Genomic DNA, 22,305 nt, shown 5'->3' with positions numbered 1-22,305 from the left:
GTCCATCACCTGTCACTTGCGTCAGTTGCGGGGGTGCTGCGGCCGCGGCGCACGGCGGCGCGCCTGCGGCGGTTCGCGGCGCGGTCCCGGGCCGCGTTCAGCAGGGCGTCGTCCGGTCGGCCGGACCGCTCCAGGTGGCCGGCCAGCGAGCCGACGGTGGGGTGCTGGAACAGCTCCACCATGGACAGCTCGTGGCCCAGCCGGGCGGCCAGTCGGGCGCGCAGTTCGACCATCAGCAGCGAGTGGCCGCCGAGCTCGAAGAAGTTGTCGTCCCGGCCGACCCGCCGGGCGCCGAGCAGCTCGCGCCACAGCTCGGCCAGACTCTCCTCCAGTCCGGCCCCGGGAGCGGTGTAGCTGCTCGCCAGCTCCGGGCGGTCGGCGGGCGGTTCGGGCAGCGCCCTGCGGTCGGTCTTGCCGCTGCTGGTCAGCGGGAAGGCGTCCAGCACCATGAAGGCGGACGGCACCATGTACTCGGGCAGCCGCTCCTTGAGGAAGGGGATCAGCTCGCCGGTCGCCGGGGCGTCGCCCTCGGCGGTCAGGTGCGCGACCAGCCGGACGTCCCCGGCCGGCTGCTGACGGGCCGTCACCACGGCCTCGCGGACCCGCGGGTGGCCGGTCAGCGCGGACTCGATCTCGCCGAGCTCGATCCGCAGCCCGCGCAGCTTGACCTGGTGGTCGAGCCGGCCCAGGTACTCGATGGCGCCGTCGGAGCGGAACCGGGCCAGGTCGCCGGTCCGGTAGAGCCGGGCGCCCGGCGCGGGGTCGAACGGGTCGGCGACGAACCGCTCGGCGGTGCGCTCCGGGTCGCCGAGGTAGCCGCGGGACAGGTTGGCGCCCGCGATGTGCAGCTCCCCGGCGACGCCCGGCGGGACCGGCCGCAGCGCCCGGTCCAGCACGTACATCCGGGTGTTGGCGATCGGCCGGCCGATCGGCACCGCCCGCGGGTCGTCGTCCCGGCGGCAGGCCCAGGCGGTGACGTCCACGGCGGCCTCGGTCGGCCCGTACAGGTTGTGCAGTTCGGCCCCGGAGCGGGCGAAGAACCGGTCCTGCAGGCTGCGCGGCAGCGCCTCGCCGCTGCACACCACCCGGCGCAGCGCGGTGCACTCCTCGACGCCCGGCTCCTGGACGAACGCCTGCAGCATGGACGGCACGAAGTGCGCCGTGGTGACGGACTCCTCGCGCAGGGTCCGCACCAGGTACGCCGGGTCGCGGTGCCCGTCCGGGCGGGCCACCACCAGGGTGGCGCCGGCCATCAGCGGCCAGAAGAACTCCCAGACCGAGACGTCGAAGGAGAACGGCGTCTTCTGCAGCACCCGGTCGGTGCCGTCCAGCCGGTAGGCGTCCTGCATCCACAGCAGGCGGTTGCGGATCCCGGCGTGCACGTTGACCACGCCCTTGGGGCGGCCGGTGGAGCCGGAGGTGAAGATGACGTAGGCGGCGTGCTCGCCGGACAGCTCGACGTTCGGGTCGGTGTCGGCGCCGCCGGCGGCGTGCTCCTCGACCAGCAGCACGGTCGCCGAGCCGGTGTCCGGCAGCCGGTCGCGGACGTGGCGCTGGGTGAGCAGCACCGGCGCCGGGGCGTCCTCCAGCATGCCGGCCAGCCGCTGGGCGGGCAGGCCCGGGTCCAGCGCGACGTAGGCGCCGCCCGCCTTGAGCACCGCCAGCAGCGCGACCACCAGCTCGACCGAGCGTTCCATGGCCACCCCGACCAGCGAGTCGGGGCCGGTGCCGAGCCGGATCAGGGTGTGCGCCAGCCGGTTGGCGCGCCGGTTGAGCTCGGCGTAACTCAGGCTCTCGCCCTCGAAGCGGAGCGCCTCGGCGTCCGGGGTGCGGTGCGCCTGCTGCTGGAAGACCTCGTGGATCCAGCCGGCGCCCGGCCACTCGCGGGCCGCGCCCTCGCCCGCCGCCAGCGCCTGCCGGCGCTCGTCGGCGTCCAGCAGCTCCAGCTCGGCCACCGGGGTGTCGGGGGCGGCGACCACCAGTTCGGCCAGCCGCCGGAAGTGCCCGGCCATCCGGGCCATGGTGTCCGGCTCGAACAGGTCGCGGTCGTACTCGAACCAGCCGCTCAGCGCGCCGTCCCGGGTGAACGACTGGAACTCCAGGTCGAACCGGGCGCCCTGGGCGGGCAGTTCCAGGCGCTCCAGCCGCAGCCCGCCGATCGGGCGGGCCGCCACCGGGTCGTCCTGGTAGGAGAAGCAGCTCTGGAAGATCGGCGGGCGGCTGAGGTCGCGCTCCGGGCGCAGCTCCTCCACCAGCCGCTCGAACGGCACGTCCTGGTGCGCGTACAGCCCGAGGCAGGCCTCCCGCACCCGGCCCAGCACGGTGGCGAACGACGGGTCGCCGTCCAGGCCGACCCGCACCGGCAGGGTGTTGACGAAGAAGCCGATCAGCGGCTCCAGTTCGGCCCGCTCCCGGCCGGCCGTGGGCACTCCCACGACCACGTCCTGCTGGCCGCTCCAGCGGTGCAGCAGCACGTGGAAGAGCGCCAGCAGCACCATGTAGGCGGTGGCGCCGTTCGCCCGGCCGAGCGCGGCGAGTTCGGCCATCAGCGGCTGCTCCAGCTCCACCGGGCAGGAGGCGCCGTTGAAGCCCTGCACCGACGGGCGCGGCCGGTCGGTGGGCAGCGTCAACTGCGCCGGGGCGCCCGCCAGGTGCTCGCGCCAGTAGGCCAGGTGCACGGCCTGGTCGGCGGTCTCGGCCTGCTTCTGCTGCCAGGCCGCGAAGTCGCCGTACTGGATCGGCAGGCCCGGCAGCGGGGACGGCCGGTCGGCGCCGAACGCCTCGTAGAGGGTGCCCAGTTCGGTGATCAGCAGGCCCATCGACCAGCCGTCCGAGACCAGGTGGTGCATGGCCACGGCCAGCACCTGGTCCTGCGGGCCCAGGTGCAGCAGCCGCAGCCGCAGCAGCGGGCCGGCCGCCAGGTCGAACGGGCCGGCGACGGCCGCGGCGATCGCGGCCTCCAGCGGCTGCCCGTCGGCGGCGGGCGACTCGGCGAAGTCCAGCGGCAGTTCGGGGCGGACGACCTGCACCGGGCGGCCGTCGCGCAGCTCGAAGACGGTGCGCAGCGACTCGTGCCGGCGCACCACCTCGGCCGCCGCCTTCCGCAGCACCGCGGTGTCCAGGGCGCCGCGCAGCCGCACCGCGCCCAGGATGGTGTAGGCCGGGTTGCTCGGGCGCAGCTGCTCGAAGAACCAGATGCCCTGCTGCGTCACGGAGAGCGGGAAGACGGTGCCCGCCTCGGCCTGCTCCTTCAGCAGCCGCTCGTACTTGGCCCGCTGCTCGGGCGGCAGCGCCGCCAACTTGCGTTCCAGCGCGGCGAGTTTGGTGTCCAGGGTGTCGGTCATCGGGACTCTCCTCGGCCCGGCGCCTCGACGGGGAGCTCGGGCAGGCTGTCGATCTCGGCGAGCAACTGGTCGGCCAGGTCCTCCAGTCGGGCGGCGCGGCCGATCGCCGGGGCGGCGGGGGCCGGCTCGTCGTCGGCCGACACCTCGGCGACCAGGCGCTCCGCCAGCGAGCGGACGGTGGCGCCCTTGAGGAAGTCGGAGATCGGCACGTTGACGCCGAGCGCCTGGTCGATGGCGTTGCGCAGTTCCACGGCCATCAGCGAGTCGAGGCCGAGGCTGATCAGCGGGGCCTGCGGCTCCAGCGCCTCGGGGCTGGCGCCGAGCACCGCGGCCACCGCGGTCAGCAGTTGCGCGGCCAGCGCGCCGGACCGCTCCGCCGCGGGCAGCGCGGCCAGCTCCTCGCGGCCGGGCAGCACCGGGCCGCCGCGGCGGGCGGGCCGGGAGCCCGTCGAGCCGTCGCCGGCGCCGACCAGCTCGGTCAGCAGGTGCGAGCCGGAGAGCGCCCGGTAGCCGCGGCCCCACTCGTCCCAGTCCACCGGGACGACGGCCAGCTGGGCGGCGTCGCGGCCGAGCAGCCGGTGCAGCACCCGCAGTGCCTGGGCCGGGCGCAGGGTGCCCATGCCGCGGCTCACGCCCGGGGTCTCCTCGGCCTTGCGGGCCGCCATGCCGGTGTTCTCCCAGATGCCCCAGTCGATCGTCAGGGCGGGTCGGCCGGCGGCCCGGCGCAGCTCGGCGAGCGCGCCGAGGAAGGCGTTCGCGGCGGCGTAGGCGGCCACGTACGGGGAGCTGAGCACCGCGCTGGTCGAGGAGCAGAGCACGAAGAAGTCCAACTCCCGCTCGGCGAAGGCCTGGTGCAGCACCCAGGCGCCGAGCGCCTTGGGGCGCAGCTGGCGGTCCAGCTCGGCGGCGTCCAGCTCGGCCAGCGGCACCATCGCGCCGATGCCGGCGGCGTGCAGCACGCCGCGGATCGGCGGGCGGCCCTCGCGCTCCTCCTGGGTCAGGAAGGCCTGCACGGCCGCCTCGTCGGCGATGTCCAGCGAGACCAGCCGGACGCCCGCGCCGAGCGCCTCCAGCTCGCGCACCGCGGCCGCCCGGTCGGCGAACGGGTGCCCGGCCGGCAGCTCGGACCACTCGGCGCGCGGCGGCACGGCGGAGCGGCCGACCAGCACCAGGTGCCGGGCGCCGGCCCGGGCCAGCGAGCGCGCGGTGGCCAGGCCGACGCCGCCCAGACCGCCGGTGATCAGGTAGGAGGCGTCCCGGCGCCAGCGGACCGGGCGGGCCGGGCCGGACTCGGCCGGCTCCCGGACCAGGCGGGCCGCGTGCCGCACCCCGTCGCGCAGCGCGACCTGGTCCTCGCCGTCGGCGTCGCGGCGGGTGACGGCGTCCAGCAGCTGCTCGGCGCCGTCGGCCGGCTGCTGCCGCGGGTCGAGGTCGACCAGGCCGCCCCAGCCGGCGGTCTGCTCGGCCTGGAGCGAGCGGCCCAGGCCCCACAGGGCGGCGGCCAGCGGGGCGGGGCCGGTCGGCTCGCCGCCGACCCGGACGCCGCCGCGGGTGACCAGCCAGAGGCGGGCGGCCCGGCCGTCCAGCGCCTGCGCGGTGCGGACGGCGTCCAGCACGCCGGTCCACCGGCCGTCGGCCGGGTCCTGCGCGTCGAGGCCGGCCAGCTGGACCACCTCGACGCGGCCGCCCTGCGGCACCGTCAGCTCGTCCAGCAGCCGGGCCAGGTCGGCCGGCCGGTCGGCGCGGACCTCGGCGCTGCCGGACCCGGCGACGTGCCGGTAGTCGGCGCCGGAGCGGACCAGCACGCACGGCTCGCCGCGCCGGGCGGCGGCTTCGGCGAGCTGCTCGCCGAAGCCGGAGCCGTCGGCCAGCAGCACCCAGCCGCGGGCCCCGGCGGCCGGGGCGTCGGCGGGGGCGTCGGCGACGGGTCGCCAGGCCAGCCGGTACAGCAGGCTGTCGTCGTCGGCCTCGTCCTGCTCGGCGGCCGGCTCCTCGGCGCCTTCCAGGGCGTCGGCGTCCGCCGCGTCCGCGGGGCGGCGCTCCCGCCAGCACGGCGTGGGCTCGAACGGGTAGCCGGGCAGCGCCACCCGGGCGCGCCGGTAGTCGCGGTCGAAGCCCTGCCAGTCCAGGTCGGTGCCGCGGGTGTACAGCTCGGCGACGCCGGCCAGCAGCACCTCCCAGTCGTCGTGCTTGGGCCGCAGGCTGGGCAGCAGCAGGGTGTCGTCGCCGGCCGGCAGGCTGTCGCTGATCAGGCCGAGCAGGGTCGGCGCCGGGCCCATCTCGATGAAGGTGCGGTAGCCGAGCTTGCGCAGGGTGCCGACGCCGGCGGCGAAGCGCACCGCGCGGCGGGCGTGCCGCACCCAGTACTCGGCGTCCGGGGCCTCCGCCCAGTCCCACAGCTCCCCGGTGACGTTGGAGATCAGCGGGATCTGCGGCGGCTGGAAGTCGACCCGCAGCGCGGCCTGCCGCAGCGGCTCCAGGATCGGCTCCATCAGCGGGGAGTGCGAGGCGGTGGTGATGTGCAGCCGCTTGGCCTGCACGCCGAGCGCGGTGAAGTGCGCGCAGACCAGGTCGACCAGCCCGGCGTCGCCGGAGATCGTGGTGTTGGCGGGGCCGTTGACGGCGCCGACGGCGATCCGGTCGGGGTCGTCGGCGATCTCCATCAGCGCCTCGGCGACCTCCATCTCGGAGGCGAAGACGGTGGCCATCGCGCCGGTGCCGGACAGCGACTCCATCCGCTTGGAGCGCTCGACGGCCAGCATCAGGCCGTCCTCCAGGCTCATCACGCCGGCCACGCAGGCGGCGACGTACTCGCCGAGGCTGTGCCCGAGCACCGCGCCCGGCTCCACGCCCCACGAGCGCCACATCTCGGACATGGCGAACTCGACGGCGAACAGCGCGGGTTGGGCGTATCCGGTGCGCTGGATCAGCTCGCGGTCCTGCTCCTCGGGGTAGAGGTAGGAGAGCAGCGGGCGGTCCAGCAGCGGGCGCAGGATCTCGTCGCAGCGGTCGACGGCCCTGCGGAAGGTCGGCTGCTGCTGGTAGAGCGCCCGGGCCATCCCGGGGCGCTGCGGGCCCTGGCCGGTGAAGAGGAAGACCACCTCGGAGGGCTCGGTCGCACCGGTCGCCGGCAGCCCCTCCTGCACCAGCTCGGCCAGCCGGTCGGCGGCCTGGGCGCGGTCGGCGCCGACCACGGCGAGCCGGTGGCGGAAGTGCGAGCGGCCGGTGGCGGCCGAGTGGCACAGGTCGGCCAGCGGCGTGGCGTCGGGCGCGGTGAGCCGCTCCCGGTAGCGCTCGGCCAGGCGCAGCAGCGCGGCGTCGCTCTTGGCGGACAGCGGCAGCACGGACAGCGGGCGGTCCGCCCCGTCCTGCCCGGCCTCCGGGGTCTGCGGACGGACCGGGGCCTGCTCGACGATCAGGTGCGCGTTGGTGCCGCTGAAGCCGAAGGCGCTGATGCCCGCGGTCCGGGGGCCGCCGGTGGCGGGCCAGGCGGTGCGGCCGGTGGGCACCTCGAAGGTGGTGCCGTCGAACGAGACGTTCGGGTTGAGCTTCTTGAAGTGGACGGTGCCGGGGATCTCGTCGTTGCGCAGCGCCAGGATCACCTTGATCAGGCCCGCGATGCCGGCCGCCGCCTCCGGGTGGCCGATGTTGGTCTTGCACGAGCCCAGGTAGACCGGGTTGCCCTCGGGGCGGCCGTAGACGTCGGCCAGCGCCTCCACCTCGATCGGATCGCCGAGCAGGGTGCCGGTGCCGTGCGCCTCGATCAGCGAGACCTGCTCCGGCCGGACGTCCGCGGCGGCCAGCGCCGCCCGCACCACGTCGCGCTGGGCGGAGCCGTTGGGGGCGGTGAGGCCGGCGCTGCGCCCGTCCTGGTTGACGGCGCCGCCGCGGATCACGGCCAGCACGGTGTCGCCGTCGCGCTCGGCGTCGGACAGCCGCTTGAGCACCACCACGCCGCAACCCTCGCTGCGGACGTAGCCGTTGGCGTCGGCGTCGAAGGCCTTGCAGCGGCCGTCCGGCGAGACCATCCGGCCGAACTGGGTGAACGAGACGCTGGGCAGCGGCGACAGCACCGCGTTGACGCCGCCGCTGAGGGCGGTGTCGCACTCGCGGTTGCGCAGGCTCTGGCAGGCCTGGTGGACGGCGACCAGCGAGGAGGAGCAGGCGGTGTCCACCGCGACGCTCGGGCCGCGCAGGTCGAGCACGTAGGAGAGCCGGCCGGTGAGCACGCTGTGCGCCGAGCCGGTGCTGGCGTAGGCGCTGAAGTCCAGCGGGCCGCGCAGGTGTTCGGTGGCGAAGTCCCAGCTGGAGACGCCCATGAAGACGCCGGTCCGGGTGCCCGCCAGCGCGCTGGGCGCGATGCCCGCGTTCTCCAGCGCCTCCCAGGTCACCTCCAGGCTCATCCGCTGCTGCGGGTCCATGAGCAGGGCCTCGCGGCGGGAGATGCCGAAGAAGTCGTGGTCGAAGCGGTCGACCTGGTCGAGGAAGCCGCCCCAGCGGGTGGCCATCCGGCCCGGGCGCGGCTCGCCCTCGTGGTGGAAGGCGTCGGCGTCCCAGCGGTCCGCGGGGATCTCGCTGACCGCGTCGATGCCCTCCCGGAGGATCTCCCAGTAGCTGTCCGCGTCCACGGCGCCGCCGGGGAGGCGCAGGCCCAGGCCGACCACGGCGATGGGTTCGGTGCGGGCGCCGGAGAGCTCGTCGATGCGGCGCTGCATCTTCTCCATGGTCAGATAGGCGCGCTTGAGGGTGTCGTTCGTCGCGGTCATGGTCAACGCCCTTCGTGAATCTGCTCGAACTGTGCGGACTTGGCGGCGAGGAGGGCTTCGAGGTCCTCGATGGACAGCTCGTCGAGCTCGGCCTCGGCGACCGACTCGGCGGCGGCCTGCACCGGTTGCTCGACGGCGGCCTCCAACGCGATCTCCATCTGCTCCGCGAGGAACGGCACCATCACCTCGATCGAGGGGAAGCGCCAGGTGAGAGTGGCCGGCAGGTTGGTGCCGGTGGATGCCTCCAGGCGCTTGCGCAGCTCCAGGGACATCAGCGAGTCGAATCCGAGGCCGACCAGCGGCGCCGCCGGGTCGACCAGCGACGGCTCCAGGCCCAGCACCTTGGCGGCCTGGTCGACACAGTGCCGCACCAGCAGGGTCCGGCGGCGCCGGCCCGGCTCCACGGCCAGCAGCCGGCCGCGCAGTTCGCCGGACGCCTGCCGGGAGCCGGCCCCGGCGGCCGCGCCCGTCCGGTCGGCGACCAGGTCGAGCAGCAGCGCGGGCAGCAGGCCGCCGGCCGCGGCCTCGGCGAGGCGCTCCCGGTCCAGCGGCAGCACACAGGCCAGCGGGTCGGTGGTGCGCATCAGCCGGTCGAACGCGGCGATGCCGTCGGCCGGGCTCAGGCTGAGCACACCGCGGGTGGACAGCGCGCCCCCGCGGTCGGGCCGGGCGGCCAGGCCCACCTCGGACCACGGGCCCCAGGCGATGCTCAGCGCGGGCAGGCCCTGGGAGCGGCGGTGCAGCGCCAGTCCGTCCAGGAACGCGTTGGCGGCGGCGTAGTTGGCCTGGCTGGCGGAGCCGAGCAGCGCGGCGGCCGAGGAGTAGAGGACGAAGAAGTCCAGCTCCCGCTCCCGGGTGGCCTCGTGCAGGTGCCAGGCGCCGGCCGCCTTCGGCCGGGCGACCGCCTGGAAGCGCTGCTGGTCCAGCTGGAGCAGCAGGCCGTCGTCCAGCACACCGGCGGTGTGCACCACACCGCCCAGCGGCGGCAGTTCGGCGTCCATCTCGGCGAGCAGCGCGTCCACCTCGGCGCGCTGCGAGACGTCCACCGGGCGCACCAGGACGGACACCCCGCGCTCCCGCAGCTCCGCGATCGCGGCCTCGGCCTCGGCGGACGGGGCGGAGCGGCCGACCAGCACCAGGTGGCGGGCGCCCTGGTCGGCCAGGTAGCGCGCGGTGGCCAGACCCAGGCCGCCGAGACCGCCGGTGACCAGGTAGCCGGCGCCGGGGCCGACCGGCGGCAGGTCCGCGCGGACCGCGACCTGCGTCTGCGCCTCGGGCCGCAGCACGATCTTGCCGGTGTGCCTGGCCTTGGCCATGAAGGAGAAGGCCCTGGCCGCCTCGCCGTAGCCGAAGGCGGTCACCGGCAGCGCGCCGAACTCGCCGCGGGCGAAGCCCTCGGCCACCTCGGCGAACAAGTGCCGCACCAGGGCGGGCTGTTCGGCGAACGAGTACTCCAGGTCGACGGCGAAGAACGACCGGTTGTCCCTGAGCAGACGCATCCTGAGCGGGGTGTCGCCGTACACGTCGCGCTTGCCGATCTCCACGAACCGTCCGCCCGGGGCGAGCAGTTCCATGCTGCGGGCGAGCGCCTCGCCGGCCAGCGAGTTGAGCACCACGTCGACGCCGCGCCCGCCGGTGACGGCCGCGATCCGGTCGGCGAACTCCAGCGAACGGGAGTCCAGCACGTGCGCCACGCCGAGCGAGCGCAGCAGTTCGCGCTTCTCCTCGGTGCCGGCGGTGGCGAACACCTCGGCGCCGCAGCGCTTGGCCACCTGGATCGCGGCCAGCCCGACGCCGCCCGCGGCGGAGTGGATCAGCACCTTCTCGCCCGGGGCCAGCCGGCCCAGGTACTCCAGGCCGTACACGGCGGTGAGGAAGGCGATCGGCACCCCGGCCGCCTGCTCGTCGGTCAGTCCCTCGGGGCGGGGCACCACCAGGTGGCGGCCGGTGGTGGTGAACTCGGCCATGGTGGAGCCGGCCACCGCCATCACCGGGTCGCCGACCCGCAGGTCGTCCACGCCCTCGCCGACCGCTGCCACCCGGCCGGCGCACTCGCCGCCCAGCGGCACCACGCCGCTCGGCACGCCCGGGCAGTCGCCCATCGCCTTCAGCAGGTCGTTGAAGTTCAGGCCGGCGGCGGCCACCTCGATCTCCACCTGGCCGGGGCCCGGCGCGGTGCGCCGCCACACGGTCGGCACCAGGCTCTCCAGGATGCCCGGCCGCTCGGCCAGCACCCGCAGGTTGGTGTCCCGGGCCCGGTCGTAGCGACGGCGGTGCCAGGCGCCGCCGTCCACCGCGCGGCGCGGCTCCAGACGGGGCGTCAGGCAGGCCCCGCCGCGCACCGCCAGCTGGGCGGGGCCGGACTCGGCGAGCAGCCGGTCGGCCAGCAGCGCCGCCTCGACGGCCGAGCCCGGGGCGGTCGCCGGGTCCAGGTCCACGACGAGCGGCCGCAGCTCGGCGTGCTCCAGGACGGCCACCCGGGCCAGTCCCCACAGCGGGGCCTGGGCGAGCGCGACGGCCGGCCCGTCGCCCGGGACGTGCTGGGCGCCGCGGGTGAGCAGCGCCAGCCGGGGCGGGGCCGCGAAGCCGGCGCCGGCCAGCGCCTGCACGGTGTGCAGGGCGGCGGCGGTGGCCGCGTCCTGCCCGGTCCACAGCAGGTGCTCGCCGCCGTCCGCCTCCGGCTCGGGCGCGTCCAGCGCCCAGGCGCTCAGCACGCCGAGGCAGCTGCCGGGGCGGGAGTCGCGCAGCTCGGCGAGCAGCCCGGACAGGGCGCCGGGGGCCAGCGGCGGCAGCCGGTGGGCGTCCGGGCCGAGCTGTTCGGCCCGCTCGCCGGCGGTGGCGGTGACCACCTGGGCGCCGCGGGAGCGCAGTTCGGCGGCGAGCGCGTCGGCGGTGCCGCTCCGGTCGGCGAGCAGCAGCCACCAGCCGCCCGGCTCGACGCCCTCGGCGGGCGCGGGGGCGTCGGCCGGCTGCCAGGCGAGGTCGAGCAGGGCCTCCGCTCCCGGCTCGGTGTCCGCGGCGCCGCCGAGGCGCTGCAGGGTGATGCCGTCCAGGGTGCCGAGGACGGTGCCGTCGGCGGCCAGCAGCTCCACCCGGCAGCCGGCGAAGCCGTCCGGCTCGGCGGTGCCGCGCACCGCGTGCGCCCAGGCCGGCACGGCGCGGGCGGTGTGCAGGGTGAACGAGCCGACGCCGACCGGGAGATGGGTGGCGGTGCCGTCACCCAGGGCGCCGTCCAGCGCGGCGGCCAGCGCCTGCAGGCAGCTGTCCAGGACGGCGGGGTGGACCAGGTGGGCGGCGCTCTCGCCGGTGAGCTCCACCGCGTCGCGCAGCTCGGCGAGCGCCTCACCGGTGCCGCGCCGCAGCGTGCGCACGCCCTGGAAGGCGGGGCCGTAGCCGATCCCGGCGCGCTCCATCGCCCGGTAGAAGCCCTCGGCCTCGACCGGCTCGGCGCAGCGGGCCCGCAGTTCGGCCAGGTCGACGGAGGCCGGCGCGGCCTCGTCGGCGGCCCGGTAGCGGCCCGTGGCGGCCTCGGTCCAGCCGCCGTCCGCCGCGGCCCCGCCGGTCGGCCCGGACAGCTGGCGGAAGGAGCCGGTGTTCCCGGCGCCGGGCTGCAGCACCAACTGCCAGGTGGCGTCGGCCGCCTCGTCGGGCAGCACGTTCATGGCAGTGAGCGCGACGTTCTCCAGCGTCACCCGCTGCTCGCCCAGCGCCTCCCGGGCGGCGGCCAGCGCGGCGTCCAGCAGCAGCGCGGCGGGCAGCACGGCGGTGCCGCCGACCTGGTGGTCCGCCAGCCAGCCGAAGCCGGCCCGGTCCACGGTGGCGCTCCAGTGCAGGGTGCGGGGCTCGACGGCGGAACGCAGCGCGGTCTCGCGCAGCGGGTGGCCGCCGGCGGTGCGGCGGCGGACCGCCGGGCCGTCGGTGAGCCGGCTCTGCTGGTGCTGCCAGGGGTAGGACGGCAGCGTCAGGTTGGGGCCGCCCACGGGGAGCAGCCGGCTCCAGTCCACCGGGTGGCCGGCGCAGTGCAGTCGGGACAGCGCGGCGAGTAGCGCGGGGCGGCCGGGCTCGTCGCGGCGCAGCGAGCCGACCGCCACGCCGTCGGCGCCGTCCGCGCCGAGCCGGTCCGCGATCGGGCCGAGCAGCGTCGGGTGCGGGCCGACCTCGACGAACGCGCCGTGGCCGGACTCCACCAGCGCGGACACCGCCTGGTCGAACAGCACGGGGCTGCGCAGGTTGGCGCCCCAGTAGGCGGCGTCCAGCTCGGCGCCGTCCAGCAGCCGGCCGTGCACGGTGGACAGGAACGGCACCTTGGTCGGGCGCGGCGCCAGGCCCTCCAGCAGGCGGCGCAGGTCGTCGGCGGGCTGGTCCATCAGCGGGCAGTGCGAGGGGAACTCGACCGACTCCAGCACCCGGCAGAACAGCCCGTCCGCGGTCAGGCGGGCGGCCAGCTCCTCGATCTCGGCGCCGTCGCCGGACAGCACCGCCGACTGCGGGCCGTTCGCCCCGGCGACCCAGACCCGGGCCAGGCCGGAGCCGGCCACCAGCCGCTCGGCCTCGTCGAAGCCGACGCCGACCACGGCCATCCGGCCCCGGCCGACCGCCGAGTGCAGCACCCGGCCGCGGTGCAGCGCCACCAGCAGCGCCTCCTGCAGGGTGAGCGCCCCGGCGACATGCGCGGCGGCGATCTCGCCGACGCTGTGGCCGACCACGGTGTCCGGCCGCACGCCCCAGGCCTGCCACTGGGTGGCCAGCGCGATCTGCACGGCGCACAGCGCGGGCTGGCCGACGGCGGTGTCGGTGAGCCTGGACTCCTGCTGCCCGGCGGCGAGTTGGGCCAGCAGCGACCAGTTGGTGTGCGGGCGCAGCAGTTCGTCGCAGCGCTCCAGGACGGCACGGAACACCGGCTCGTCCATCAGGTCGGCGGCCACCGGCCACCAGCGCGGCCCCTGGCCGCAGAACACGAACGCGGTGCGCGAGGTGCGGCCGAGCACCCGGCTGCCGTGCAGCAGCGCGGGGTGCTCCTCGCCGGCCAGGAACGCGGCCAGCCCGGCCTGCCACTCCTCGACGGTGCTGCCCAGCACGGCGAGGCGGTGCTCGGGGTGCTGGGTGCGGCGCAGCGCGGCGGTCGCGGCGGTGGCGGTCAGCGGCGCGCCGTCCGCGCGGTCCAGCAGCTCGCGGTAGCGCTCGGCGAGCGCGGCCAGCGCCTGCGGGTCGCGGGCCGACAGCAGCAGCGGCCGGACGGCGGCCGCGTCGCCGGCGGCCGGCGCGGCCGGACGGGTGCGCGGCCCCTCCTCCAGCACCAGGTGCGCGTTGGTGCCGCCGAAGCCGAAGGAGCTGACGCCGGCCAGCGCCGGGCCGGCGGTGACGGGCCAGGGCTGCGCCCGGTCGACCACCCGCAGTGCCAGCTCCCGGAACGGGATGTGCGGGTTGGGGGTCTCGAAGTGCAGGCTGGCCGGGATCGAGCGGTGGCTGAGCGCCAGCGCGGCCTTGATCAGGCCGCCGATGCCGGCCGCCGCCTCCATGTGGCCGAGGTTGGACTTGACCGAGCCGATCAGCATCGGCTGCTCCGGGGCGCGGTCCGCGCAGAGCACGGCGGACAACGCCTGGGCCTCGATCGGGTCGCCGAGCAGGGTGCCGGTGCCGTGCGCCTCGACGTACTGCACCTGCTCGGGGCGGACCCGGGCCGCGTCGTAGGCGGCGCGCAGCACTGCCTCCTGGGCGAGCGGGTTCGGGGCCATGATGCCGTTGCTGCGCCCGTCCTGGTTGACGGCGCTGCCGCGCACCACGGCGTAGATCCGGTCCTTGTCGGCGAGCGCCCGGCCGAGCGGCTTGAGCACCACCACGCCGCAGCCCTCGGCCCGGACGTAGCCGTCGGCGCGGGCGTCGAAGGCCTTGCAGCGACCGTCCGAGGCCATCGCCCCGGCCTTGGAGAAGTTGACGGCCAGCGCCGGGGAGAGGATCAGGTTGACGCCCGCGGCCAGCGCCAGCGTGCACTCGCCGGAGGCCAGCGCGGCGGCGGCCTGGTGGACGGCGACCAGCGAGGACGAGCAGGCGGTGTCCACGGCCATGCTGGGACCGCGCAGGTCGAACAGGTAGGAGAGCCGGTTGGCGGCGATGCTCAGCGCGCTGCCGGTGCCGGTGTAAGCGTCGATCTTCTCGATCTCGTGGAAGTTCTGCACACCGTGGTCGAAGCTGGAGATGCCGACGAAGACCCCGGTGGCGGTGCCGGCCAGCTGCTCGGCGGGCAGGCCGGCGTCCTCCAGCGCCTCCCAGGCGACCTCGGCCAGCAGCCGCTGCTGCGGGTCCATCCGGGCGGCCTCGGCCGAGGAGATGCCGAAGAACTGCGCGTCGAAGCCGTGCACGTCGTCCAGGAAGCCGCCCCAGCGGCTGGTGGTGCGGCCCGGCTCGGCGGGGTCGTCGGTGGCGTAGTCGGCGAGCTTCCAGCGGTCCTCGGGCACCTCGGTGACGGCGTCACGGCCCTCGGTGAGCAGCTGCCAGAAGCCCTCGGGGCCGTTGGCGCCGCCGGGGAAGCGGCAGCCGATGCCGACCACGGCCATCGGCTCGGCGGCGTACTCGGCGGTCGCGGCGGGGGTCAGGAACGCCGGGACGGACGCGGGCTCGGCGGGCTCTGCGGGCTCGGAGTCCTGCGGGGCCCCGACCGCCGCGGGCTCGGCGCCGGCCAGGTGCGCGGCGAGCGCCTCGACGGTCGGGTAGGCCCAGGCGAGGGTGGCCGAGAGGGTGCGGCCCAGGTGGCGCTCCAGCTCGCCGATCAGCGAGACCAGGTCGACCGAGCGCATGCCCAGCCCGGCGATCGGCGCCGTGCGGTCGATGCCGGCCGGGTCGCAGTCCAGGGTGCGGGCCAGCCGCTCGGTCAGCCAGGCCTCGATCTCCTGGGCGCCGGGGGCCTGCGGCGCGTCCTCGACGACGGGCTCGGCGGCGGTGACGGGCTCGACGACGGGCTCGGCAGCGGGCTCGGCGGCCGTGGGCACGTTGCCGTCCGCGGTCCAGACGGCGAGCGGGCGCATGTTGCCGGCCAGGTAGGTGTCCAGGCAGAGCGAGCGCTGCAGCTTGCCGCTGGAGGTCTTGGGCACCCCGCCGCGCCGCACCAGGGCGATGGTGTGCACGGGGATGCCGTGCACCTCGGCGACCCGGGCCCGGATCGCGGCGAAGACGGCCTCGGCGTCCAGGTCCTGCGGCCTGCCGCCCACCTCGTGCACGATGATCAGCCGCTCGGCGCCGTCGATCTCGCGGGTTCCGGCGATGCCGCAGCCCTGGCGCAGCCCCGGGTCCACCGACTCGATGGAGCGCTCGATGTCCTGCGGGTAGTGGTTGAGGCCGTCGATGATGATCAGGTCCTTGGCGCGGCCGGCCACGTAGAGCTCAGTGCCGTCCAGGAAGCCCAGGTCGCCGGTGCGCAGGAACGGACCCTCGCCGGTGTCGTCGATGGTGGCCCGGAAGATGTTCTCGGTCTCCTGCGGGCGCGCCCAGTAGCCGTGCGCCATGCTCGGACCGGCCAGCCAGATCTCGCCGACCTTGCCGTCCGGCAGCCGGCGCCGGGTCACCGGGTCGACGATGGCCAGCTGCTGGTCCTCCAGCGACGGGCCGCAGCCGACGACGGTGCGGAACTCCTCGCCGTCCACCGCGTCCACCGCGGTGGCCTGCTCGGCGAGCGCGGTGGCCTGCAACCTGCGCACCGCCCGCCGCTCGCCGAGGTGCCCGCCGGTGACGGCGAGGGTGGCCTCGGCCAGGCCGTAGCCGGGCATGAAGGCCCGGCGGCGGAACCCGGACGTCGCGAAGGCCCGGGCGAACCGGTCCATGCTCTCCAGCCGGACCGGCTCGGCGCCGTTCAGGGTGACGCGCCAGTTGCTGAGGTCGAGCGCGGCCCGCTCCTCCTCGGTGCTCTTGGCCACGCACAGGTCGTAGGCGAAGTTGGGGGCGCCGCTGAGCGTGCCGCCGGCCGTCGAGATCGCCTCCAGCCAGCGCAGCGGGCGCTTCAGGAAGGCGAACGGCGGCATGAAGGTGACCGGGTAGTTGCCGAAGGCGGGCGCCAGCAGACCGGCGATCAGGCCCATGTCGTGGTACGGCGGCAGCCAGATGACCATGTGGTCGTCCGGGGTGGCGTCGAAGAAACGGCGGTTGAGCGCCGCCAGGTTGTGCACCAGGTTGGCGTGACCGACCATCACGCCCTTGGGGCTGCTGGTGGAGCCGGAGGTGTACTGCAGGAAGGCGAGGGAGTCGCCGGTGATGTCGGGCCGCTGCCAGGAGTCGGCCGCGGTCAGGTCGATCTCGTCCACGCTGACCCAGAGCAGCTCGGCGAACGACGGGACGTACGCCGCGAACTGGTCCGCCGTCGCGGTCACCGCGGCCGGGGCCAGCACCGCCTTCGGCCTGGCGTCCTCCACCACCCCGACCAGCCGGGGCAGGGTGCGCTTGAGCAGGGTCGGATCCGGCGGGTAGACCGGTACCGCGATCACCCCCGCGTACAGGCAGGCGTAGTACGACACGACGTAGTCCAGCCCGGGCGGGCAGACGATCAACGCCCGCTCGCCGGCCCCCACCCGCTCGCGCAGCAGCACGGCGAGCGCGCGGGCCCGCTGGTCGAGCTCGGCGTTGGTCAGGCAGAACGGGGCGCCCTCCCCGTCCGGCAGGAACCGGTACGTCCGGTCCTGAGGGTGCTCGAGGAAAACCGCCCGGTAGTGGTCGACGAGTGTTGTGTACTCGCTGCGGTGCCCGGCCTTCGCCATCTTTCGCTCCAGGAATTCGGGTTGCCGACTTGCCGCCTACGGAGGGTTGTCAGAAAAATTCCCGCTCCTCGGCGCCCGCAGCTTATGGGCGGACTTTGTCGGGTGTCTTCGGCATAACGGTCGAACCTTTTTGCGTCGTCCGTTTGATTCAGTCGGGCCGAAAACTCAACCAAAAGGTTGAGACGCGGTCGGGGTGATCAACATCTGGTGGGACGAGGACGGCCGGAGCGGCTCAGCACTCCGGCGGATCCGCCTCCACCTGCGGAAACGACGAGGCCCCGGGTGGCAGTCGCCCGGGGCCTCGCGTGGGGGGATGGGATTGGTGCAGGTGTTGCGGGTGGTGCAGGGGGTGCAGGGGGTGCAGGGGGTCAGCAGGCCGTCTCGACCAGCTCCACCAGCACGCCGCCGGCGTCCTTGGGGAAGACGAAGTTGACCCGGGAGCCCGCGGTGCCGCGCTGCGGAGTGTCGTAGAGGAGCCGCACGCCACGGATCCGCAGCTCGTCGCAGGCCGCGTCCAGGTCGGTCACGGTGTAGGCCAGCTGCTGCAGCCCGGGGCCCGACTTGCCGATGAAGCGCCCGATGACGGAGTCCGGGGAGAGCGGGGCGAGCAGCTGGATGCGGCTGCCCTCGGCGTCCAGCGGGTCGACCGCGAGCATGGCCTCGCGCACGCCCTGCTCGACATTCTCCTCCACGTGCACACACTGCATTCCGAAGACGCGCTGGTACCGGTCGATGGCCTCGTCGAGGTCGGGGACCGCGATACCGACGTGGTCGATACGGCGCAGGCCGATTGACGTTCCCGCCATTGCTAGAGTGTCCGTCATGCGTCGAGAGTAAGTCAGAGAATGCCCGGGTGAACAGGCCCACCGGGGAATTCACCAGGAATTGTCAAGGCATTCTCCAGGCCGACTCAAGCGGCGCTCAAGCGGTTCTGCGGCGACCCGGACTCCGGACGGCCCGAGATCTCGTACCCTGAGGGCGAGGTCGGTAAGGTCGCCCGCTCAGGGCCGGGGAGGACGCGCGTGATCCGGATTCTGCTCGCCGAGGACATGTCCATGCTCCGCGGCGCGCTCGTCGCCCTGCTCAACCTGGAGGACGACCTGGAGGTGGTCGCCGAGCTCGCCAGGGGCGACCAGATCGTGTCCGAGGCGCTGCGGGTGCGACCCGACGTGGCGGTCATCGACGTCGACCTGCCCGGCCTGGACGGCCTGAGCGCCGCCGCGCAGCTGCACGACCAGCTCCCCGAGTGCCGCGCGCTCATCCTGACCAGCCTCGGCCGGCCCGGCACCCTGCGCCGCGCCCTGGAGTGCAAGGTCTCCGGCTTCATCCTCAAGGACGTGCCGCCGCGTCAACTCAGCGAGGCGATCCGGGCGGTGGCGGCCGGCGAACGGGTGGTCGACCCGCAGCTCGCGCTCTCCGCCTTCGACGCCGGGGCCGAGAACCCGCTGACCCAGCGCGAGACCGAGGTGCTGCGACAGGCCGGACACGGCGCGGAGGCCGACGAGATCGCCGACCGGCTCTTCCTCTCGGTCCGCACGGTCCGCAACTACCTCACAGCAGCGGTGATGAAGCTCAACGCACGCAACCGGGTGGACGCCGTCCGGATCGCCCGCGAGGCCGGCTGGCTCGACCACCACGGTCACTGATCGCCGAAGGCCGGCCCGGCAGGATCTGCCGGACCGGCCAGGGCCGAGAACATCCCGGCCGACCAGGCCGGTTGCCGGGGTGACCGGCGATCAGGCGGGGAAGTTGCCGCCCAGGCTCCACATCACGGACCAGGGCTGGCCCGGGATGACGGACTTCTCGAAGACGTTGCCGTTGGTGGCGCCCGAGTAGACCCGGACCTTGCCGTCCGTGTCGGTCACCGTCGACGGCGAACCGTCGAGGATGTCACCGCCGAGGTTCATGCCGACGTTCCAACTCTGGTTCGGCCGAAGGTCGTTCTCGTACAGCTTGCGGTCGGCGCCGTGCGCGACCACGATCACCGTGTTGTCCTGACCGACCGCCGCCGAGGGCGAACCGACCAGGTTGTTGCCACCGCCCATGTCCCACGTCACCGACCACGGCTGACCCGGCACAACGGTCTTCTCGTACAGGTGGCCGTTCGTGCCGTGCGCGTAGATCCGGACCATGCCGTTGTTGTCGGTGACCGCGGCCGGGTTGTTGTCCAGGTTGCTTCCGCCCAGATCCATGCCGACGCTCCAACTCTGGTTCGGCCGCAGGTCGTTCTCGTAGAGCTTGTGGTCGGAGCCGATCGCGACCACGATCACCGTGTTGTCCTTCGCGACAGTCGCCGCGGGCGAACCCACCAGGTTGTAGCTGCCACCCATGTCCCACGTCACCGACCACGACTGACCCGGCACAACGGTCTTCTCGTACAGGTGGCCGTTCGTGCCGTGCGCATACACCCGGACCATGCCGTTGTTGTCCGTGATCGCAGCCGGGTTGTTGTCCAGGTTGCTGCCACCCAGATCCATCCACTTGTTCCAACCCTGGAACGGACGCAGATCAGCCTCGTACAGGACGTGGTCAGGACCGATGCCAACCACGATGATCGTCCCGTCCTTCGCCACCGTCGCCGCCGGCTGACCCGCCACGTTGCCGCCCATGCCCCACCAGCCCGACCACGAACCACCCTTGTCCAAGTGGTTCTCGTAGACGTGACTGTCCGCACCACGGCGGTAGACCCGCACCGTCCCGTTCTGGTCCACCACCGTCGACGACGAGTGCGACAGGGGGGCCGGGGCGCTGTCCACGATGTTGTTGTAGCGCTGTCCTGCAGGAACAGCGGTCGCATCCGCTTGCCGGCGCCGGGAGTTCGACCGGCGGCCGGTGTTCAGGGGGTCGACCCCTCGGGCTCAGCCCCAGCCGAGGCTGCCGTCCGCCACGGTGACGGTGTCGGCGGAGGAGGCGGAGTCGAACGCGGCGGGGGCGGCGAGCAGGGCGGCGAAGGCGAGAGCAGCGACCGCGGTGATCTTGGCGAGACGAGCGAGCATGTCGGTGACTTCCTCAGCAGTGGTTCCAGCAAGGGGAGTTCCGGTCCAGCGCCCCGCGGTTGGCACTCTCTCCGGTTCGCCGCCCGGTCGGTTTCCCTGGCGGCGATCACTAGCTTCGCCCGTCCGCCAGCGCCCCGGAAGGGCCTTCGACTGTCTCCCATCGGACTGTCCGGGACCAGACGCGCAGCCATGTACGCGTCAATTATTCGGGCATGCAGCAGCGCACAGACGGCCCCCTGCGGTCCACCCTGGAAGCCGTTCCGGCGAAGGTCGAAGGGTGCGGTCGGAGGCGAAGCGGCTGGTCGCGCAGGGGCGGCCGGCGAAGGATAAGCCGGGCATGTTCAGTGCGGCCGTCAGGTGAGTCGGCGGCTCATGACCACGCTCATCGACCACCGGATCATCGCCTCCGAGGTGTCGGCGCGGCCCTCGTGGTCGCGAGCGAGGCGACGTGAGCGCATCAGCCACGCGAACGTCCGCTCCACCAGCCGCCTTTTGGGTAGCACGACGGAGTCCGTGGTGTCGTCGGTGCGTTTGACCACGGTCAGCGCGAGGCGCGCAAGCACTCGGCCATCCCGCCACGGATCGTCCGGGTGGGGACCAGAACCGCCATCCGCTCGCGCCCGGTCGGGACACGCAGCACCAGCGGGCCCCAGTCCTTGACCGCGCCGCCCCGCTCGCACCGCGGGCACTCCGGATCCGGGCCGGCCTGCTCCGCCGGCTCCAGCAACGAACCCTCCCCCCTCCGATCGAGCCCGGCACGTCCAGCACGGACGCGGCTCGGCGCCGGCTGCCCGGGTCCGCTCCAGTCGCTTGAGCGCGGCGGCCCCTGGCTCCTCCTCGGCCCGGCCCACCGTCCGGCCGGCGCCCTCTTCGGCCTCCGCGCGGTGGTGGACGCGCCGGTGCCCGCCGCCTTGGTGCGGACGACCTGGGACTTGCGCGATCGGGAGAAGTGGAGCCTGCCCCGACCTCGCCGAGCGCACCCGCACCACCGCGCCGACCAGCCGGGTTTTTCATGACGCCAATTTATTCACGATAATTTCCAAGATATTCCCATAAGGGTGATCAACCGGGACAATTGGAATCTCCTCCGATCGATCCAATCGAATCGACACGAACCGGAATCTGCAATTACCGAAAAGTCCTACTCTCCAAAGTCGTCTTCATGTACAGTTCAAAAGTCACGCCCCAATGGACGTGACATCAAGGCTGGAAGTAAATGGAGGGGTCAATGCTTCAGGTCGTGAAGAAAGCACTTCGGGCCGGGGGGTCCGCAGCACTGGGGGCCACTCTCATCTCCGCCGCTCTGATCGGGCCGGCCAGTTCGGCCTCGGCCGAGAGCGCACAGGCGCAGATCACCTCCCGGAGCAGCAGCGCGCAGCTCACCGGGCTCACCGCAGGCACCGAGCACTTCCAGAACACGAACAGCTGGAAGTGCCTGGTCGTACAGGGCGCCGCCAACAACAGCGGCGCCTTCCAGTACGACTGCGCCAACCTCGCCGACCAGCAGTGGTTCGAGCGCTGGAATTCAAGCGGAACGGCGTTCCAGCTCGTCAACAGCAACAGCGGGAAGTGCTTGGTCGTACAGGGCACCGCCAACAACAGCGGCGCCTTCCAGTACGACTGCGCCAACCTCCCCGACCAGTTCTGGTACCCCTTGCCCGACGGCGGATACCGGTATCACCTCCAGAACATGAACAGCGGGAAGTGTTTGGTCGTACAGGGCACCGCCAACAACAGCGGCGCCTTCCAGTACGACTGCGCCAACTTCGCCGACCAGATCTGGTACGTGTACTAACCTCGACCTTTCGGGCCGGCGGCTGCGGCGCTCCGGGGTCGCCGGTGGGCGGCGGGGATGGCGTCCTTGGCCCAGGCGTCCTGATTCCCGACCGTCTCGGCGCCGACCTCCATCCGGATGCGACAACATCCGCATCGCTTCGGTCGACCGCGACATGGCCGTCCTGGAGATCTGGCACACCGGTCGTGCATGTGGGCGACGGCCTGCACCGCATGGTGCAGGCCGTCGTTCTTCTGTCGGCAGTCGCGGCGGATCCTGTAGTTCTTCATGCGGGCGAAGGCGTGCTCGACGCGGGCGCGAATGCGTCGGTGCTCGGTGGTGTCCTCCTCCCGCCGCGCACCGGCACCAGCGTGCCGTCCACGATCCACAACCGCTCGACACCCGTGGCCGGCGGCCGGACGGGCTCCACTGCCAGCAGCGGGCCGAGGCACTGCACGACGCCGCACACCGTCGCCGTGCAGACGCCGAGCAGACGCCGAGCAGCCCAGCTGCCGCATCGTCAGGTTCGTCCGGTAGTAAAACCGCTACCAGTAGCACCCGCTCCGCCGGCGGCAGGCATCAAGGACGACCGCCGGCGGGTCCGTTGCCGCCCCGCTCCTGCATCACCTTCACCAGGCCCTCGAACTGCCGCATCCGCAGACCCGTGAACGTCGCCGCCCACAG

General features: G+C 74.0%; 9 protein-coding genes and 1 pseudogene. 2 read left to right on the top strand and 8 right to left on the bottom strand.

All coding sequences use genetic code 11. The annotated features are described in order from the left end of the window. Positions 1 to 5: 5 nt before the first annotated feature. The 4 genes from CG736_RS11890 to mce all read right to left on the bottom strand — a co-directional run bounded on the left by CG736_RS11890 (position 6) and on the right by mce (position 17,657). On the bottom strand, positions 6 to 3,344 hold the full coding sequence (locus CG736_RS11890) for a non-ribosomal peptide synthetase (RefSeq protein WP_100586148.1): 3,339 nt from the start codon (positions 3,342 to 3,344) through the stop codon (positions 6 to 8). Then, positions 3,341 to 8,110 carry a type I polyketide synthase gene (locus CG736_RS11885; protein ID WP_100586147.1) on the bottom strand — a complete coding sequence of 1,590 codons (4,770 nt, stop codon included), beginning with the start codon at positions 8,108 to 8,110 and terminating at the stop codon, positions 3,341 to 3,343. Before CG736_RS11885 ends, CG736_RS11890 begins: the two co-directional genes overlap by 4 nt. A gap of 2 nt (positions 8,111 to 8,112) precedes the next feature. Next, positions 8,113 to 16,851: a type I polyketide synthase gene (locus CG736_RS11880; RefSeq protein WP_100586146.1), complete on the bottom strand. Its 8,739-nt coding sequence runs from the start codon at positions 16,849 to 16,851 to the stop codon at positions 8,113 to 8,115. Positions 16,852 to 17,219: 368 nt separating this feature from the next. Further along, on the bottom strand, positions 17,220 to 17,657 hold the full coding sequence (gene mce, locus CG736_RS11875; protein WP_232733945.1) for a methylmalonyl-CoA epimerase: 438 nt from the start codon (positions 17,655 to 17,657) through the stop codon (positions 17,220 to 17,222). A gap of 216 nt (positions 17,658 to 17,873) precedes the next feature. On the opposite strand from mce, the gene CG736_RS11870 reads away from it, so the two are divergent. Next, positions 17,874 to 18,497, top strand: a complete 624-nt coding sequence (locus CG736_RS11870) for a DNA-binding response regulator (RefSeq protein ID WP_083462206.1) — start codon at positions 17,874 to 17,876, stop codon at positions 18,495 to 18,497. Between the two features lie 90 nt (positions 18,498 to 18,587). Here the strand turns inward: CG736_RS11870 and CG736_RS11865 are convergent, their stop codons facing one another. The 3 genes from CG736_RS11865 to CG736_RS36115 form a co-directional block, all read right to left on the bottom strand. Next, entirely contained in the window at positions 18,588 to 19,607 is a 1,020-nt protein-coding gene (locus CG736_RS11865) for a PQQ-like beta-propeller repeat protein (protein ID WP_100586145.1), read from the bottom strand. Positions 19,608 to 19,709: 102 nt separating this feature from the next. Continuing rightward, positions 19,710 to 19,847 (bottom strand): hypothetical protein, encoded by a 138-nt coding sequence (locus CG736_RS36120; RefSeq protein WP_157815532.1) that lies wholly within the window; start codon positions 19,845 to 19,847, stop codon positions 19,710 to 19,712. Positions 19,848 to 20,200: 353 nt separating this feature from the next. After that, the gene (locus CG736_RS36115; RefSeq protein ID WP_157815531.1) at positions 20,201 to 20,410 is read right to left on the bottom strand and encodes a transposase; all 210 of its coding nucleotides are present in this window, start codon (positions 20,408 to 20,410) and stop codon (positions 20,201 to 20,203) included. Positions 20,411 to 21,087: 677 nt separating this feature from the next. Between CG736_RS36115 and CG736_RS11855 the strand changes: the two genes are divergently transcribed. Then, entirely contained in the window at positions 21,088 to 21,642 is a 555-nt protein-coding gene (locus CG736_RS11855) for an RICIN domain-containing protein (protein WP_157815530.1), read from the top strand. Positions 21,643 to 21,824: 182 nt separating this feature from the next. Here the strand turns inward: CG736_RS11855 and CG736_RS37020 are convergent. Then, a pseudogene (locus tag CG736_RS37020) lies at positions 21,825 to 22,275 on the bottom strand (transposase family protein); the annotation flags it as partial. Positions 22,276 to 22,305 lie beyond the last annotated feature (30 nt).

The sequence above is a fragment of the Kitasatospora sp. CB02891 genome (assembly GCF_002803145.1).
Classification (GTDB): domain Bacteria; phylum Actinomycetota; class Actinomycetes; order Streptomycetales; family Streptomycetaceae; genus Kitasatospora; species Kitasatospora griseola.
Note: the sequence above shows the minus strand (reverse complement) of the source record. Positions and strands in the feature narration are given on the sequence as shown.

Excerpts from the sequence above, each read along its gene's own strand:
- CG736_RS11890 (WP_100586148.1), bottom strand. The coding sequence starts at position 3,344 with ATGACCGACACCCTGGACACCAAACTCGCCGCGCTGGAACGCAAGTTG.
- CG736_RS11885 (WP_100586147.1), bottom strand. The coding sequence starts at position 8,110 with ATGACCGCGACGAACGACACCCTCAAGCGCGCCTATCTGACCATGGAG.
- CG736_RS11880 (WP_100586146.1), bottom strand. The coding sequence starts at position 16,851 with ATGGCGAAGGCCGGGCACCGCAGCGAGTACACAACACTCGTCGACCAC.
- mce (WP_232733945.1), bottom strand. The coding sequence starts at position 17,657 with ATGGCGGGAACGTCAATCGGCCTGCGCCGTATCGACCACGTCGGTATC.
- CG736_RS36120 (WP_157815532.1), bottom strand. The coding sequence starts at position 19,847 with ATGCTCGCTCGTCTCGCCAAGATCACCGCGGTCGCTGCTCTCGCCTTC.